Origin of the sequence: Nocardioides sp. Root682 (assembly GCF_001427795.1) — a bacterium.
Classification (GTDB): domain Bacteria; phylum Actinomycetota; class Actinomycetes; order Propionibacteriales; family Nocardioidaceae; genus Nocardioides.
The window spans coordinates 1-15,307 of record NZ_LMHJ01000002.1; the positions used below are offsets into that span (position 1 = coordinate 1).

Annotated in this window: 14 protein-coding genes and 1 rRNA gene; 8 read left to right on the top strand and 7 right to left on the bottom strand. The window is 69.5% G+C overall.

Features of this window, described 5'->3' with window-relative positions:
• Positions 1-93 precede the first annotated feature (93 nt).
• Positions 94-210, top strand: a 5S ribosomal RNA gene (gene rrf, locus ASD84_RS12330).
• Positions 211-300: 90 nt separating this feature from the next.
• On the top strand, positions 301-1,266 hold the full coding sequence (locus ASD84_RS12335) for a tetratricopeptide repeat protein (RefSeq protein ID WP_082573441.1): 966 nt from the start codon (positions 301-303) through the stop codon (positions 1,264-1,266).
• Between the two features lie 3 nt (positions 1,267-1,269).
• Here the strand turns inward: ASD84_RS12335 and ASD84_RS12340 are convergent, their stop codons facing one another.
• Entirely contained in the window at positions 1,270-1,923 is a 654-nt protein-coding gene (locus ASD84_RS12340; RefSeq protein WP_056914050.1) for a hypothetical protein, read from the bottom strand.
• A gap of 56 nt (positions 1,924-1,979) precedes the next feature.
• Between ASD84_RS12340 and ASD84_RS12345 the strand changes: the two genes are divergently transcribed.
• Positions 1,980-2,906: an alpha/beta fold hydrolase gene (locus ASD84_RS12345; protein WP_056711003.1), complete on the top strand. Its 927-nt coding sequence runs from the start codon at positions 1,980-1,982 to the stop codon at positions 2,904-2,906.
• Between the two features lie 190 nt (positions 2,907-3,096).
• Complete coding sequence (locus tag ASD84_RS12350) at positions 3,097-3,594, top strand: DUF3145 domain-containing protein (protein WP_056712098.1); 498 nt, start codon at positions 3,097-3,099, stop codon at positions 3,592-3,594.
• 118 nt (positions 3,595-3,712) lie between these two features.
• Here ASD84_RS12350 and ASD84_RS12355 read toward each other — a convergent pair whose 3' ends face one another.
• From ASD84_RS12355 to ASD84_RS12375, 5 genes are all read right to left on the bottom strand, one after another.
• Positions 3,713-4,963 carry a beta-ketoacyl-[acyl-carrier-protein] synthase family protein gene (locus ASD84_RS12355; protein ID WP_056711005.1) on the bottom strand — a complete coding sequence of 417 codons (1,251 nt, stop codon included), beginning with the start codon at positions 4,961-4,963 and terminating at the stop codon, positions 3,713-3,715.
• 20 nt (positions 4,964-4,983) lie between these two features.
• Positions 4,984-5,229: an acyl carrier protein gene (locus tag ASD84_RS12360; protein ID WP_056711007.1), complete on the bottom strand. Its 246-nt coding sequence runs from the start codon at positions 5,227-5,229 to the stop codon at positions 4,984-4,986.
• Positions 5,230-5,299: 70 nt separating this feature from the next.
• Positions 5,300-6,298, bottom strand: coding sequence for a beta-ketoacyl-ACP synthase III (locus ASD84_RS12365; RefSeq protein WP_056711009.1), 999 nt, complete (start codon positions 6,296-6,298; stop codon positions 5,300-5,302).
• Positions 6,295-7,272 carry an ACP S-malonyltransferase gene (locus ASD84_RS12370; protein WP_056711011.1) on the bottom strand — a complete coding sequence of 326 codons (978 nt, stop codon included), beginning with the start codon at positions 7,270-7,272 and terminating at the stop codon, positions 6,295-6,297. Before ASD84_RS12370 ends, ASD84_RS12365 begins: the two co-directional genes overlap by 4 nt.
• 101 nt (positions 7,273-7,373) lie before the next feature.
• The gene (locus ASD84_RS12375; RefSeq protein WP_056711013.1) at positions 7,374-8,558 is read right to left on the bottom strand and encodes a PucR family transcriptional regulator; all 1,185 of its coding nucleotides are present in this window, start codon (positions 8,556-8,558) and stop codon (positions 7,374-7,376) included.
• Between the two features lie 109 nt (positions 8,559-8,667).
• On the opposite strand from ASD84_RS12375, the gene ASD84_RS12380 reads away from it, so the two are divergent.
• A complete protein-coding gene (locus tag ASD84_RS12380) occupies positions 8,668-9,645 on the top strand; it encodes an alpha/beta fold hydrolase (protein WP_056712101.1) in 978 nt (325 codons plus the stop codon).
• Between the two features lie 16 nt (positions 9,646-9,661).
• Here ASD84_RS12380 and aceE read toward each other — a convergent pair whose 3' ends face one another.
• Positions 9,662-12,439, bottom strand: a complete 2,778-nt coding sequence (gene aceE / locus ASD84_RS12385) for a pyruvate dehydrogenase (acetyl-transferring), homodimeric type (protein ID WP_056712104.1) — start codon at positions 12,437-12,439, stop codon at positions 9,662-9,664.
• 285 nt (positions 12,440-12,724) lie between these two features.
• Here aceE and ASD84_RS12390 point away from each other — a divergent pair, with 285 nt between their 5' ends.
• Genes ASD84_RS12390 through ASD84_RS12400 form a run of 3 tightly spaced genes read left to right on the top strand, consistent with a single transcriptional unit; the run spans position 12,725 to position 15,244 of the window.
• The gene (locus ASD84_RS12390) at positions 12,725-13,102 is read left to right on the top strand and encodes a DUF3052 domain-containing protein (RefSeq protein WP_056712107.1); all 378 of its coding nucleotides are present in this window, start codon (positions 12,725-12,727) and stop codon (positions 13,100-13,102) included.
• A 10-nt stretch (positions 13,103-13,112) separates the two neighbouring features.
• Positions 13,113-14,744, top strand: a complete 1,632-nt coding sequence (locus ASD84_RS12395; RefSeq protein WP_056711016.1) for an AMP-binding protein — start codon at positions 13,113-13,115, stop codon at positions 14,742-14,744.
• The gene (locus ASD84_RS12400) at positions 14,741-15,244 is read left to right on the top strand and encodes a peroxiredoxin (protein ID WP_082573447.1); all 504 of its coding nucleotides are present in this window, start codon (positions 14,741-14,743) and stop codon (positions 15,242-15,244) included. The genes ASD84_RS12395 and ASD84_RS12400 overlap by 4 nt, the downstream gene beginning before the upstream one ends.
• The last annotated feature ends 63 nt before the right edge of the window (positions 15,245-15,307 follow it).

Genomic DNA, 15,307 nt, shown 5'->3' on the forward strand with positions numbered 1-15,307 from the left:
CCCCGACACAGGGGCCCCAGGTCAAGGAGTCCACCCCTACACGGGGAGAACTCCCACACCACACGGGCACCCCGAACAGAGGGTTAATAGAGTTACGGCGGCCATAGCGGCAGGGAAACACCCGGTCCCATCCCGAACCCGGAAGTTAAGCCTGCCAGCGCCGATGGTACTGCAACCGAGAGGCTGTGGGAGAGTAGGACGCCGCCGGACATACATTCAGGTAGAGGCCACCCTCGGGTGGCCTCTACTCTGTTTTGTACCCAACACTTTTCAATAGCGATTCGACACCAGGAGACTGCCGTGGCAGACCAGCGTGGACGGCGCGATGACGCGCCGAAGAAGGGTGGCCCCCGTGAGGGCGCCGCTCCCCGCAAGGGCACCTCGTCCCGTGGAACCAGTGGCGCCAGGAGTGGCGCCGGCTCGGACCGGGACCGCGCGCCCTACGACCGCAGTACCCAGGGCCGTGGCAAGCCGTCGGATCGCTCTGGCAAGCCCGCTGAGCGCTCGGGCAAGCCGTCGGATCGCACGGGTGGACCGCGTCGTACGCCTGAGCGGAGCGCTGTACCGCGCGTCGACCAGGCGACCTACGACGGTCCGCCGCTGCCCGACGACATCAACGGCATGGAGCTCGACGCCTCGGTGCGCGTGCACCTGAAGGACCTGCCCGACAAGCTGGGCTCCCGGGTTGCGCGTCACCTGGCTGCTGCTGGCCGGCTCATCGACGACGAGCCGGAAGTGGCCTACCAGCACGCCCTGGCTGCGAAGGCGCGGGCTCCGCGTCTCGCGGTGGTTCGTGAAGCAGTCGGCGAGGCTGCGTACGCCGCCGGGCACTACGCCGAGGCGCTGTCGGAGCTGCGTGCCGCGAAGCGGATGAACGGCGCGACGGCGTACCTCCCGATCATGGCGGACTGTCACCGTGCCCTGGGCAACCCCACCCGGGCTCTCGAGCTCGCGAAGAGCCCGTCGGTCGTGAGGTTCGCTGCCCCTGCCAAGGCCGAGATGACCATCGTCGAGGCAGGCGCCCGTCGTGACCTCGGTCAGATGGATGCAGCCCTGCGCACGCTCGAGGTGTCCCCGCTGAACCACAAGGGCCGTGAGCCCTGGGTCGTCCGGTTGCGCTATGCCTACGCTGACACGCTCGAGCACGCAGGCCGGTTGAACGAGGCGCTGACCTGGTTCCACAAGACCAACGCGATCGACGCCGACGAAGACACCGACGCGGCGGACCGGGCCGAGTCGCTCGAGAAGCGCGTCGACCGGAGCTGAGTCCTACTCGGTCGCGGCCTCATCGTCCGTCCCGGTCTCGACCGGGCGGCCGTTGACCGCGACGATGGCCTGCTGGTGTCCGGCCGGCTGCGTGTCCCAGCGGACGTCCTCGCGATAGGCGACACGGATCTGGTCGATCACGGCGACGACCGCCACCTTCGAGACGATCTTGAGCACGATCGAGTCCCCGCCAACCATCCGCTCGCCCTCGGGGTTGACCAGGTCGGCGCAGAACTGTTCGGGCTGCGTGGTGACACCGACGGTGCCGCGGCGGCACAGCAGGGGCGTGATCTCGAGGTCGGCACTGGTGGTGGCGTGGACGTGGACCCCGGAGATGCGCAGCGTGCGTCCGAAGTCGTCCGGCGCGCTGAACATACCGACGTAGAGCGGGGTGTCGACCACGCCGCTGCCGCTCATCGTCTTGTCGTCGGTGGGCAGGTCCTCGGGCGTCGCGGCGTACCACGCGAACCAGCCGATGAGCATCAACAGGGCCACGGAGATCAACGCGATGCGCCAGGTCTTCGACTGGAACGACGGGCGGGGGAGGCGCGGTGCGCCCAGGGAGCCGAGCGATCGGGAACGAACGGTCTTGACCGGCTCGGCCCTACGTCGGCCGGGCGCCTGCTTCGGCGCCGACCCCGTTCCCCCCACTGTCATGGTCGAACCTTAGGACACTGCCGCCCCGACGCCGGGGACCTGCCAGAATCCGGGGCATGAGTCTCCGCGGGCGCAACGGTGTGCAACCCAGGCGTCCCACGCTCGAAGGCAGTGTCGCGGTCCGCGACGGGCGGCGACTCAGCTTTGCCGAGTACGGCTCCCCGCGCGGGCCAGCACTGGTGTGGATGCACGGGACCCCGGGAGCCCGCCGTCAGATCCCCATCGACGCACGCAGCTACGCCATGGAGGCCGGCCTGCGGATCATCGGCATCGACCGACCCGGGATCGGCTCGTCCTCGCCGTACCTCTATCCGAACCTCCTCGACTGGGCCGAGGACCTCGAGCTGCTCCTCGACGCGTTGGCGGTGGACCAGGTCCGGGTGATCGGACTGTCGGGCGGGGGACCCTACGCACTGGCAGCAGGTGCCGGGCTGGCGCACCGGGTCGCGGGTGTCGGGGTGCTCGGTGGCGTGGCCCCGACCCGTGGACCCGACGCCGCGGCGGGCGGGATCATCCAGCTGGCGGTGCACGCCGCGCCGCTGCTCGCAGCGACCCGGGTGCCACTCGGCGTTGCCCTCACCGGTGCCATCCGCGCCGTACGACCCCTCGCCGGCCCCGGGCTGGACCTCTACGCCGCTGTGCAGCCGGCGGGGGACAAGACCTTGCTCGGCCGCCCGGAGTTCAAGGCGATGTTCCTCGACGACCTGCTCAACGGGAGCCGTTTCCAGACCTCGGCACCGATCTCGGACCTGGTGCTGTTCACCCGTGACTGGGGTTTTGCCCTGGCCGATGTCGACGTGCCGGTGCGCTGGTGGCACGGCGACGACGACCACATCGTGCCGTTCCGCCACGGGCAGCACTGCGTCGATCGGCTCCCCAACGCCACCATGACCACGATCGACGGCGAGAGCCATCTGGGCGGGCTCGGCATCGCCCACCAGGTGCTGGACGAGCTGATGACACTCGGGCAGGGTTCGGCGTAGGTGAGGACACGCACCGAAACTCTGGTGTAGCGGCGCCCCATGGGTCACAATGGTCATCACAACTACACACGTGTCACTCAACTGACGGAGTCCATCAGTTCCGAGACCGATCACCTTCGAAGAGAGACCGCTGGGGAAGGCGTAACTCGCGCCGGAGGTAGGAGTCGAGGAGTTCGTGGTGACCGGAAGCATGAGTGCAACCAGGGGCGTGTTCTACGTCCACTCTGCGCCGTCCGCGCTGTGCCCTCACATCGAATGGGCCGTGGGCGGTGTTCTTGGCGTTGCCGTGAACCCGAACTGGACCCCCCAGTCGGCTCAGTCCGGCAGCTACCGGTGCGAGTTCTCGTGGGCCGGCAAGGCTGGCTCCGCGGCCGAGATGGCGTCTGCGCTGCGCGGCTGGAACCACCTGCGCTTCGAGGTGACCGAGGAGCCGACGCCCTCGACCGAAGGCGCCCGCTACTCCTACACCCCCGACCTCGGCGTCTTCCACGCCGTCACGGGCATCCACGGCGACATCATGATCCCCGAGGACCGGCTCAAGGCCTCCGTCGTGCGCGCAGCGCTCGGCGAGGTCACCCTCGAGAACGAGATCGACAAGCTGCTCGGCAAGCCGTGGGACGACGAGCTCGAGACCTTCCGGCACGCCGGCGAGGGTGCTCCTGTCCGCTGGCTGCACCAGGTCGTCTGAACCACCGACGAGAACCAGATCGACCCGGGTGCTGGGAGCACCCGGGTCGGTTTGGTTTTGAGTTCAGGACCGCCGGAGGGGAGGGCTCCAGCGATCCCGAGTCAAGGGGTGGCCGTCGTCAGCTGAAGGTGCCGAAGAGCACGGCGACGTTGGCGCCACCGAAACCGAACGAGTTGTTCAGCGCCGCGATGTCACCGAGCGGGAGGTCCGTGGGCTTCGTCGCGATGTCCAGCTCGACCTTCGGGTCCTGGTTGTCCAGGTTGATGGTCGGCGGGGACAGCCGGTGGTGCAGTGCCAGGACGGTCGCCACGCCTTCGAGGGCGCCGGCACCGCCGAGCAGGTGGCCGGTCATCGACTTCGTGCTGGTGACGACCAGATCGCTCGCGTGGGCACCGATGACGGCGTGCAGCATCAGCGATTCGGCGACGTCACCCTGAGGGGTCGAGGTCGCATGGGCGTTGACGTGCGCGATGTTGGCAGGGGAGATGTCGGCATCCTGGATCGCGAGCCGGATGGCGCGAGCGCCACCGCGACCAGCGGGGTCAGGCTGGGCGATGTCGTGGGCATCGGCAGTGATGCCGGTGCCGAGGACCTCGGCGTAGATCCGGGCTCCACGCGCCTGGGCGTGCTCGAGGGACTCGAGCACGAGCGCCCCGGCACCCTCACCGAGCACGAACCCGTCGCGCGCCAGGTCGAAGGGCCGGGAGACCGTGGTGGGGTCACCCTGGTTCTTCGACAGAGCCATCATGTTGGCGAAGGCAGCCATCGGCAGCGGGTGGATCGCCGCCTCCGTGCCGCCGGCGATCGCGACGTCGACCCGCCCGAGGCGGATCTGGTCGGCCGCCAACGAGATCGCTTCGTTGCCCGAGGCGCAGGCGGACACCGGGGTGTTCACCGGGCCACGGGCTCCGAGCTTGAGGCTGACGGTGGCGGCAGGAGCGTTCGCCATCAGCATGGGCACAGCGATCGGGGAGACCCGTCGTACCCCCTTGTCGCGCAGCGCGTCGTAGTTGGAGAGCAGCGTGTTGACGCCGCCGATGCCGGACGCGAAGGCGACGCCGAAGCGGTCGCCGTCGACGTTGCCGGCCTCCATGGCCACGTCCAGCCCTGAGTCGGCCCAGGCCTCGAGCGCCGCCACGAGGGCGAACTGCGAGGACCGGTCCAGACGGCGGGCCACGACTCGGTCGAGGACCTCGGCCGGGTCGACAGCGACGGGCGCTCCGATGGTGACGGGCAGGCCCTCAGCCAGCTCACCGAGCTGGCGTACCCCTGAACGACCGGCGAGGAAACCCTCCCAGGTGCTGGCGACGTCGCCACCGAGCGGGTTGGTGGTGCCCAACCCGGTGACGACGACGCGTGTGCGCGACATGGCTCTGTTCACCGTCCGGTTCAGGCCGCGCGGTTGCGCTCGATGAAGGCGACGGCGTCGCCGACGGTCTTGAGGTTCTTGACCTCGTCGTCGGGGATGGTGACGCCGAACTTCTCCTCGGCCTCCACCACGACCTCCACCATCGACAGCGAGTCGACGTCGAGGTCGTCGCTGAAGGACTTGTCGAGCTGCACGTCGTCGGCGGGGATGCCGGCGACCTCGTTGACGATGTCGGCGAGGGCGGCGCGGATCTCTTCGGTGCTCATTTTTTCTCCAGTACTGATTGGTTGGGCTGATTGGTTGGGCTGGTGGTGCTGTGGAACTGCGGACGCTGGATCAGGGAACCACGACGACCTGCGCGGCGTACGACAGGCCCGCGCCGAAGGCGATCAGCAGGGCGGTGTCGCCGGAGCGCGCGTCGCCCTCCTCGATCATCCGGTGCAGGGCCATCGGGACCGAGGCCGCGGAGGTGTTGCCGGCATCGATGATGTCGCGCGCGATCCGGACCGTCGGCGGCAGCTTCATGGCGCGGGCCATGGTGTCGGTGATCCGGTTGTTCGCCTGGTGCGGGACGAAGCAGTTGAGCTGGTCGACGGTGATGCCGGCGCGGTCGAGCGCCTGCTGGGCCACCTTGGCCATCGCGAACGACGCCCAGCGGAAGACCTCGCTGCCCTTCATCGAGAGGTACGGCATGTGAGGCTGGTCCGAGGCGACCAGATCACTCAGGTCGGGGGTGCGGATGTGGTCGTAGTGCTCGCCGTCAGAGCCCCAGACCACCGGACCGATCCCGGGGGTCTCGGACGGACCGATGACGACTGCACCCGCGCCATCGGCGAAGATGAAGGCCGTGCCGCGGTCGGTGGGGTCGGTGATGTCCGAGAGCTTCTCGACACCGATGACCAGCGCGTAGCGCGCGCTGCCGCCGCGCACCATGTCGTTGGCGAGGGCGACGCCGTGGCAGAAGCCGGCGCACGCGGCGGAGATGTCGAAGGCGGCGGCCTGGTCGGTGCCGAGCTCGTGGGCGATCGCTGTGGCCGCCGACGGGGTCTGCAGCAGGTGGCTCACGGTCGCGACGATCACGCAGTCGATCTGGCGCATGTCGATGCCGGCACTCTCCACGGCGCCGCGAGAAGCCCCGACGGCCATCGAGATGACGGTCTCGGACTCGTCGGCGAACCGGCGGGTGCGGATGCCCGAGCGCTGCTGGATCCACTCGTCGCTGGAGTCGATGGCGTCGACGACGTCGGCGTTCGGAACCAGGCGCGAGGGACGGTAGGCACCGACACCGAGGATGGCGGCGTGCGCCGGTCCCGTCTCGACGTTGAGGGCGCTCATGCCGACACGGCTTCGGAGCTCAGGATCGTCGACGGGTCGCCGTGCTGCTTGCAGAAGGCCCGGGCCTCGTCGAGCTGCTCGGGGCCGTTCAACGAGAAGGTCTCGACGTCGAGGCCGCGGTTGCGGAAGTAGCGCTTCGCGATCCCGGTGAGCGTGCCGGCGGGCGGCATCTCGAGGAAGCCGGTGATGCCGAGGTCGACCATCGACTCGAGGCAGAGGTCCCAGCGGACCGGACGGGCGATCTGGCCGACGATCCGGCTCAGCACCTCGCGGCCGTCGTGGACGACGGTGCCGTCCGAGTTCGAGAGGAAGCGGGTGCGTGGATCGTGCGTCGAGACCGACCCTGCCAGGTGCGCGACGTGGTCGACCGCGGGTGCCATGTGGGCCGAGTGGAAGGCACCGGCCACGGCCAGGGGCCGCAGGCGAGCACCCTTGGGAGCGTGGGCGGCGAGGTCCTCGAGCTGTTCGAGGGTGCCGGCCGCGACGATCTGGCCGGGGCCGTTGTCGTTGGCCGGGGTGAGGCCGCGCTGCGTGAGCGCGGCCAGCACCTCGTCCCGGTCGCCACCGAGGATCGCGGTCATGCCGGTCGGCGTGACCGCGGAGGCGTCGGCCATGGCCTGGCCTCGTTCGCGGACCAGCACCATCGCCTGCTCGGCGGTGATGACACCTGCGCCGACCGCGGCGGTGATCTCACCCACGCTGTGGCCGGTCACGGCGCCGAGGTGGCCGAACGCGTCGGCGGGGTGGGGGTACAGCTGCAGGGCCGAGACCAGGCCGGACGCGACCAGCAGCGGCTGCGCGATCTTCGTGTCCCGGATGGTGTCCGCGTCGGCGGCCGTGCCGTAGTGGGCCAGGTCGAGCCCGGCGACGGTCGAGAGCCAGTTCAGGCGCGACTCGAAGACCGGGTCCTCCAACCAGGGAGTGAGGAATCCGGGAGTCTGGGCCCCTTGTCCGGGGGCGACGATGACGAGCACGAGTCCAGCGTGCCTGCCGGACCCAACCGGGTGCGCCTGCGCCGCCCACGAATCTCGTTGCCCCCACTTGTAGGACTCCTACAAGTTGCGTGAACGGGACGTCACGAACCGGCCTGCCGGCCCAGCACCAGCGCCAATTGCAGGACGAGGGCGTCGCGAGGAACAGACGGCGTCAGCCCGGTGAGGTCGCCGATCTGGCCCAGGCGGTAGCGCACGGTGTTGGCGTGCACGAACAGGGCGCGCGAGGTCGCCTCGATGCCTCCGCCGTTGGCGAAGTACGCGACGAGGGTCTCGACGAGCTCACCGCGCGCGTCGTTCAGCGGCGCGTAGATCTGGTCGATGGCCTCGAGCCGGGCCGTGTCGTCACCGGCGAGGATGCGCTCGGGCAGGAGGTCATGGGCCGATACGGGTCGGGGGGCGTGCGGCCAGCCGACGGCCGCCCGCAGCGCGCCCAGAGCAACGCTCGCCGACAGGTGGGCGTGGGAGAGGTCGGCCGCGACGGGACCCACGACGACGGCACCGTCGCCGAACAGGTGCACGATCCGGCCCGCATCGGTCTCCGGCGCCTTGACCCCGCCGAGGATCACCACGAGCAGGTGTCCCTGCACGGCGCTGAGGGCGTCCAGGCCACCTTCCTTGGCGGCTCGCCGTACTTCCTCGAAGACGCCGGTCTGCTGACCGGACGCCTCGACGGGCGCGGTGCCCACGACCACGGCAACCTCGCCACGGGACGACCAGCCGACGGCGCTCGCACGGGAGAGCACCGACTCGTCGGTCTCGGCGCGCAGGACGGCGTCGACCGCGAGTGCTTCCAGGCGCGCGTCCCAGCGACCGCGGACCTCGGCGGCCCGGGCGTAGACCTCGGCGGTCGCGAACGCGATCTCGCGCCCGTAGCGAAGGACCGCCGCGTGGATCTCCTCCTGCACCTCTGGCTCGACCAGGCGGAAGATGTTGGCCTCGACCTCGTCGATGGTCAGCTTGATCAGGTCGACGGTCTGGTGCAGGTCGACCACACCGGCCATGGCGCGCGGCGCCACGCCGAAGACCTCGATGACGACGTCGTCGTCGCCGATGTCGGTCCCGCCGCCGTCAGCGAACCAGTCCACGAAGCTCTTCACGCCGGCCTGGACGATCATGCCCACCCAGGACCGGTCCTCGGCACTCATCTCCCGGAACCACGGCCGGTCGGCCTCCATGCGGGCGATCGCAGCCGTCCCGAGGGACCCGGTGGCTGCACGCAACTGCTGGGTCGCGCTTGCCCGCGCGCCGGGGCCGGTGGGGGACATGTGCCCAGCCTAGGGGGGTGGCTTTGTTAACCGGACCGTCACATCCGGCCGGAGGCCCCGTGGTTGAATCGTGGACCACCTGCAGTACCTGTCGGCGAGGGAGGGCGCGATGACGGATCGGTCGGGACACGAGGTGCAGTTCTTCACCCTGCACGGCAAGAAACGCGCGTTCATCAAGGCGGGGAGCGGCCCCGCGCTGCTGCTCCTGCACGGCCTGGGGTGTGACCACACGACGTGGCTCCCCGTCGTCGACGAGCTGGCGAAGAAGTACACCGTGATCGCCCCCGACCTGCTGGGGCACGGCGTCTCCGACAAGCCCCGAGCCGACTACACGCTCGGCGGTTACGCGAACGGCATGCGGGACCTGCTGACCGTGCTCGGCATCGACAAGGTCACCGTCGTCGGCCACAGCTTCGGTGGTGGCGTCGCCATGCAGTTCGGCTACCAGTTCCCCGAGCGCACCCAGCGGATGATGCTGGTGGCGACCGGCGGGCTGGGGCCGGAGGTCACGCCGCTCATCAAGCTCATCCAGGCACCCGGCTGGTTCCCGGTGATGGGCGTGCTCACGCTGCCCGGCATCCGGCACCTCGAGACGTTCGCGCTCCGTTCGGCGGCCGCACACGGCGCCGGGCCTGTGCGCAAGTACACCCGCGACCTCGCCGAGGCGGCCGACATCCTCGAGTCGTGGAAGGACCGGCGCACCCGCTTCGCGATCCGCCACCTGGTGCGCGCGGTGATCGACTGGCGCGGCCAGATCGTCACCATGTCGGACCGGGCCTACCTGACCGAGGCCATCCCGATGGCCGTGGTCTGGGGCCGGGACGACCAGGTCATCCCGGTGCGACACGCCAGCAACGCTGCGGCCCTGGCGCCCGAGATGCGCGTCGAGGTGCTGGCCGACGCCGGCCACTTCCCGCACAAGGACCACCCGGACGAGTTCGCCCGGATCCTCGACGACTTCATCGCCACGACCGAGCCGGCGACGTACAACCGGGCACGCTTCCGCCGAATGCTGAAGTCAGGCATGTCGAGCCCGGCGACGGCCCTGGCGACCGTCGAGGTGGACCCGGCCCTCACCACGGCGTGAGGACCGGTCCGGCGACTCAGGCGTCGCCGCCCTCCTGGAGGACGCCGGCGACTGACGTCGGGTCGGCGATCCGGTAGCGGTCCAGGGCTTCCTTGACCCGCGCCGGGTCGATCTCTCCGGCGTCGGCCAGCGCAGCGAGCGCCTGCACGACGACCGACTCGGCGTCGATCTGGAAGAACCGTCGGGCAGCGGGTCGGGTGTCGGCGAAGCCGAAGCCGTCCGCACCGAGCACGCGGTAGTCCTCCGGCACCCAGCGGGCGATCTGCAGCGGCACCGCGGTCATGTAGTCCGACACCGCGACCACAGGGCCGTGGCCGCTGCCGAGCGCCTCGGTGACGTACGCCGTGCGGTGCGCCTCCTGCGGGTTGAGGAGGTTCCACTTGTCGGTCGCGACGCCGTCGCGGGCCAGCTCGTTCCACGAGGTGACCGACCAGGTCTCGGACTGGACACCCCAGTCGTCGGCGAGGATCCGGCGGGCGTCGTCGATCCACGGGAAGCCGACGCCCGACGCGAGCAGGCGGACCCGGGGTCCTTCTGCACCGGCGTCCGGCGCCGAGACCTGGTACATCCCCTTGAGCAGGGCGGCGACGTCAAGTCCCTCGGGCTCAGCCGGCTGCGGGACCGGCTCGTTGTAGACGGTGACGTAGTAGATGACGTCCTCGCCGCGCGGGTGCGCCTCACTGGCGCCGTACATCCGCTCCAGGCCGGCCCGCATGACGTGACCGACCTCGTAGGCGAAGGCCGGGTCGTAGTGGACGACAGCGGGGTTCGTCGCGGCCAGCAGCGGCGAGTGACCGTCGGCGTGCTGCAGGCCCTCGCCGGTCAGCGTGGTGCGGCCGGCGGTCGCACCGATCAGGAAGCCGCGCGCCAGCTGGTCCGCCATCGCCCAGATCGAGTCGCCCGTGCGCTGGAACCCGAACATCGAGTAGAAGATGTAGAACGGGATCATCGGCTCGCCGTGGGTGGAGTACGACGACCCGGCTGCCGTTGCGGACGCCATCGCGCCGGCCTCGGAGATGCCCTCGTGCAGCATCTGGCCCTGCGGCGACATCTTGTACTGCAGCAGCATGTTGCGGTCGACGGACTCGTAGGTCTGGCCGTGCGGGTCGTAGACCTTGGCCGACGGGAACATCGCGTCCATGCCGAACGTGCGGTACTCGTCGGGCGCGATCGGCACGATCCGCTGACCGATGCCGGGGTCCTTCATCCAGTCCTTGAGCAACCGCACCGCGGCCATCGTGGTGGCGACCTTGTTCTTGCCGGCGCCCTTCTTGAGCTCGGTGTAGACCGAGTCACCCGGGAGGGTCAGCAGCTTCGAACGGTCCTCGCGCCTCGGCATCGAGCCACCGAGCTGGCGCCGACGCTCGAGCATGTACTCGATCTCGGGGGAGTCCGCCCCGGGGTGGAAGAACGGTGCGCCACCCGTTGCCTCGTAGGACGTCTCGAGGTCCCGGTCGCTGATCGGCAGGTAGAGCCGGTCGCGGAACTTCTTGAGGTCGTCCTTGGTGAGCTTCTTCATCTGGTGCGTGGCGTTCTTGCCCTCGAGGGCGTCGATCGTCCAGCCCTTCACCGTGTGCGCCAGGATCACCGTCGGCTGGCCGACGTGCTTGGTCGCGGAGTCGAAGGCGGCGTACACCTTGCGGTAGTCGTGGCCACCGCGCGGCAGCTTCTCGATCTGCCGGTCGCTCATGTGCTCGACCATCGCGCGCAGCCGCGGGTCCGGGCCGAAGAAGTGCTCGCGGTTGTAGGCGCCGCTCTCGACCGAGAAGGTCTGGAAGGCGCCGTCGGGCGTGGAGTTCATCTTGTTGACCAGGACGCCGTCGACGTCGCGGGCCAGCAGTGCGTCCCACTCGCGGCCCCAGACGACCTTGATGACGTTCCAGCCGGCGCCGCGGAAGTTGGCCTCGAGCTCCTGGATGATCTTGCCGTTGCCGGTGACCGGGCCGTCGAGCTGCTGCAGGTTGCAGTTGATGACCCACGTGAGGTTGTCGAGCTCCTCGCGTGCCGCGATCCGGATCGCACCCAGCGACTCGGGCTCGGCCATCTCGCCGTCACCGAGGAACGCCCACACGTGCTGGTCGCTGGTGTCGCGGATGCCGCGGTTCTGGAGGTAGCGGTTGAAGCGGGCCTGGTAGATGGAGTTGATCCCGGTCAGGCCCATGGACACGGTCGGGAACTCCCAGAAGTCCGACATCAGCCGCGGGTGCGGGTACGACGGCAGGCCGGCGCCGGCGCCGTGCTGCACCTCCTGGCGGAACCGGTACAGCTGCTCCTCGGACAACCGGCCCTCGAGGAACGCGCGGGCGTAGATGCCGGGGGAGGCGTGGCCCTGGATGAAGAGCTGGTCGCCGCCACCTGCGCCCTTGACCGCCGGGGCGTCCTTGCCGCGGAAGAAGTGGTTGAAACCGACTTCGTAGAGGCTGGCGCTCGACTGGTAGGTCGCGATGTGGCCGCCGACCTCGAGACCCTTGCGGTTGGCGCTGGACACCATCACCGCGGCGTTCCAGCGGATGAACGCCCGGATCCGGCGCTCGGCGTCCTCGTCGCCCGGGAACCACGGCTCCCGCTCCGGCGGGATGGAGTTGATGTAGTCGGTGCTCCGCAGGGCCGGCACCCCGACCTGTGCTTCACGGGCTCGTTCCAGCAGGCGCAGCATGACGTAGCGGGCGCGCTCGCGGCCGCGTTCGTCGATCAGCGCGTTGAACGACTCGATCCAGTCCTGGGTCTCGTCCGGATCGATGTCGGGCAGCTGGGTCGGCAGGCCCTCGTGGATGACGGTGGGTGACGTGACCACGCGGTCGGCGGGGGTGGTGCCGGACGGCGTGGCATCGGGGGTGTCGGAGGTCACGGACCCCATCGTGGCACCTATCAGGTGACCAGAAAATCTACTCGGGAGTAGTGGGTCTTTGAGTCCGTTCCGTGGCGCAGGGTTGCGCCGCAGTGCCTGACTCCGCTGGACTGTTCCCCAACCCGCGCGATGCGGGCCTTCGTCGTACCCCTTGAACTGCCCCAACCTGGAGGACTCACCGTGACTTCGACCGCCGCCGGCGGCACCACCCCGACCGGACCCGCAGAGCGCATGGGTCTCAGTCCGGGGATGGTGGTTCAGGAACTTGGCTGGGACAACGACACCGACGACGCGCTGCGTCTGGCGCTCGAGGACGCCATCGACGGCGACCTCGTGGACGGGGACTACGGCAACGTGGTCGACGCCGTCCTGCTGTGGTGGCGCAGCGACGACGGTGACCTCGTCGACGGTCTCGTCGACTCGTTGACCGATCTCGTCGGCGGCGGCGTGATCTGGCTGCTGACCCCGAAGATCGGGAGGCCGGGTGCTGTCGATGCCGCCGACATCGCCGAGGCTGCTCCGATCGCGGGGCTGTCGCAGACGTCGGCCGCGACCGTCAGCAAGGACTGGGGCGCGACCCGCCTCGTCGCACCCAAGACGATCGCCTGACAATAGGTACATGCAGAAGCTCACGACGCGCATCAAGGGAGCCCGCACCAGCCTGAAGATCCTCACGGACTCAGGCATCGTCCGGCCCTACTCGCCGGTGGTCCTCGCCGGCATGGTCAACGCCCTGCGTCAGTGGAGCACCACGCCGGCGGGTGGGTTCAAGACCATCGCGCTGCGCCGACCGCACGACACCGCGATCATCGACGAGCGCGGCGCGCTGACCTGGTCGGAGGTGCAGACCCGCACCAACGCACTGGCCTACGGCCTGCAGGCGCGCGGTGTGAAGTCGGGCGACGGCGTGGCCGTCATGTGTCGCAACCACCGTGGATTCATCGAGGCCTCGATCGCCGTCAGCAAGCTCGGCGCCGACGTGCTCTACCTCAACACCGCCTTCGCCGGGCCGCAGCTGGCCGACGTGCTCGCTCGCGAGAAGCCGCGGGTCGTCATCCACGACGAGGAGTTCACCGCGCTGCTGGCCGGCGCCGACATCGAGGAGAGCGTCCTCGGCTGGATCGACGGCGAGCCCGGCGAGAACAGCCTCGAGGGCATGATCGCTGCGTCGACCGCCGCAGGGAGGACCGGCGACCTGACCCCGTCGGGCCGCAACGGGCGCACCATCATCCTGACCTCGGGCACGACCGGAACCCCCAAGGGTGCCCCGCGTCCGCAGGGCGGCATCCCGGCCGCCGTCTCGATCCTGTCGCGGATGCCGCTGCGCAGCGGCTGGAAGTGCCACGTCGCCGCTCCGCTGTTCCACACCTGGGGATTCGCGCACTACCAGCTCGCGATGATGCTCGGCACCACGCTCGTGCTGACCCGCAAGTTCGACCCCGAGTCCGCTCTCAAGGTCCTGCACGACGAGGACTGCGACTCCTTCGCAGTGATCCCCGTGATGCTGCAGCGGATCCTCGCGCTGCCCGAGGCCACCCTGGACCAGTACCCGCTCCCGAACCTCAAGGCCGTGGCCTCGTCGGGGTCTGCCCTGCCCGGCGACCTGCCGACGGAGTGGATGGACCGGTACGGCGACAACCTGTACTCCATCTACGGATCGACCGAGATCGCGTGGGCCTCGATCGCCTCGCCCCAGGACCTGCGCGAGGCGCCGGGTTGTGCGGGTCGGCTTCCGCACGCCACCGTCGTCCGGATCCTCGACGGCGACGGCAACGAGGTCCCCACCGGTCAGTCCGGGCGGATCTTCGTCGGCAACGACCTGCAGATCGAGGGCTACACCGGTGGTGGCGGCAAGGAGATCATCGGCGGACTGATGTCCTCCGGCGACGTCGGCCGGTTCGACGCCGAGGGTCGCCTCTACGTCGAGGGCCGTGACGACGAGATGATCGTCTCCGGCGGCGAGAACGTCTTCCCCAAGGAGGTCGAGGACTGCCTGGCCGGTCACGACCGGGTGGCCGAGGTCGCAGCGATCGGCGTCGAGGACCCCGAGTTCGGCAAGCGCCTGCGCGCCTTCGTGGTCCGGGTGCCGGGCACCGAACCGGTCACCGAGTCCGAGCTCAAGGACCTGGTGAAGGCCAACCTCGCCCGCTACAAGGTGCCCCGCGAGATCGTCTTCCTCGACGAGCTGCCCCGCAACGCCACCGGCAAGGTGCTGAAGCGCGAGCTGGCCGCTCACGAGTCGCAGGAGTGAGGCCCGCGGCCGACGGGGCTCCCAGCGCTGCGGAGGGCATTGCGCTCGGTGGTCTCGCCCCCGACTTCACCCTGCGCGACCAGTTCGGCCAGGACATCTCCCTGGCGTCGTACCGCGGGAAGAAGGCGGTGGCGCTGGTCTTCTACCCGTACGCCTTCAGCGGGGTGTGCACGGGGGAGATGGGTGGCATCCGGGCACGCCTGGACGAGTTCTTGACCTTCGACACCGAGATCCTCGCGATCTCCTGTGACCCGGTCTACGCGCTGCGTGCCTTCAGCGACGCCGACGGCCTGAACTTCGGCCTGTTGAGCGACTTCTGGCCGCACGGCGAGGTCGCCCGCGCCTACAACGTCCTCGACGAGGCGTCCGGCTGCCCGCAGCGGTCGACGTACGTCGTCGACCTCGACGGGCGCCTCACCTGGGCCGTCCATCACCGCAAGCCGGACGCCCGCAACCTCGACGAACTGCTCGTCGCGCTGCGCAGCGCGGCCGGCGAGTAGACCATCCGGACGGTTCACGTAGTCATTTCGGATCATTTTCAACGAAATCCGCCGAGATGTGTT

Excerpts from the sequence above, each read along its gene's own strand:
- ASD84_RS12340 (WP_056914050.1), bottom strand. The coding sequence starts at position 1,923 with ATGACAGTGGGGGGAACGGGGTCGGCGCCGAAGCAGGCGCCCGGCCGA.
- ASD84_RS12345 (WP_056711003.1), top strand. The coding sequence starts at position 1,980 with ATGAGTCTCCGCGGGCGCAACGGTGTGCAACCCAGGCGTCCCACGCTC.
- ASD84_RS12350 (WP_056712098.1), top strand. The coding sequence starts at position 3,097 with ATGAGTGCAACCAGGGGCGTGTTCTACGTCCACTCTGCGCCGTCCGCG.
- ASD84_RS12355 (WP_056711005.1), bottom strand. The coding sequence starts at position 4,963 with ATGTCGCGCACACGCGTCGTCGTCACCGGGTTGGGCACCACCAACCCG.
- ASD84_RS12360 (WP_056711007.1), bottom strand. The coding sequence starts at position 5,229 with ATGAGCACCGAAGAGATCCGCGCCGCCCTCGCCGACATCGTCAACGAG.
- ASD84_RS12365 (WP_056711009.1), bottom strand. The coding sequence starts at position 6,298 with ATGAGCGCCCTCAACGTCGAGACGGGACCGGCGCACGCCGCCATCCTC.
- ASD84_RS12375 (WP_056711013.1), bottom strand. The coding sequence starts at position 8,558 with ATGTCCCCCACCGGCCCCGGCGCGCGGGCAAGCGCGACCCAGCAGTTG.
- ASD84_RS12380 (WP_056712101.1), top strand. The coding sequence starts at position 8,668 with ATGACGGATCGGTCGGGACACGAGGTGCAGTTCTTCACCCTGCACGGC.
- ASD84_RS12390 (WP_056712107.1), top strand. The coding sequence starts at position 12,725 with ATGGGTCTCAGTCCGGGGATGGTGGTTCAGGAACTTGGCTGGGACAAC.
- ASD84_RS12395 (WP_056711016.1), top strand. The coding sequence starts at position 13,113 with ATGCAGAAGCTCACGACGCGCATCAAGGGAGCCCGCACCAGCCTGAAG.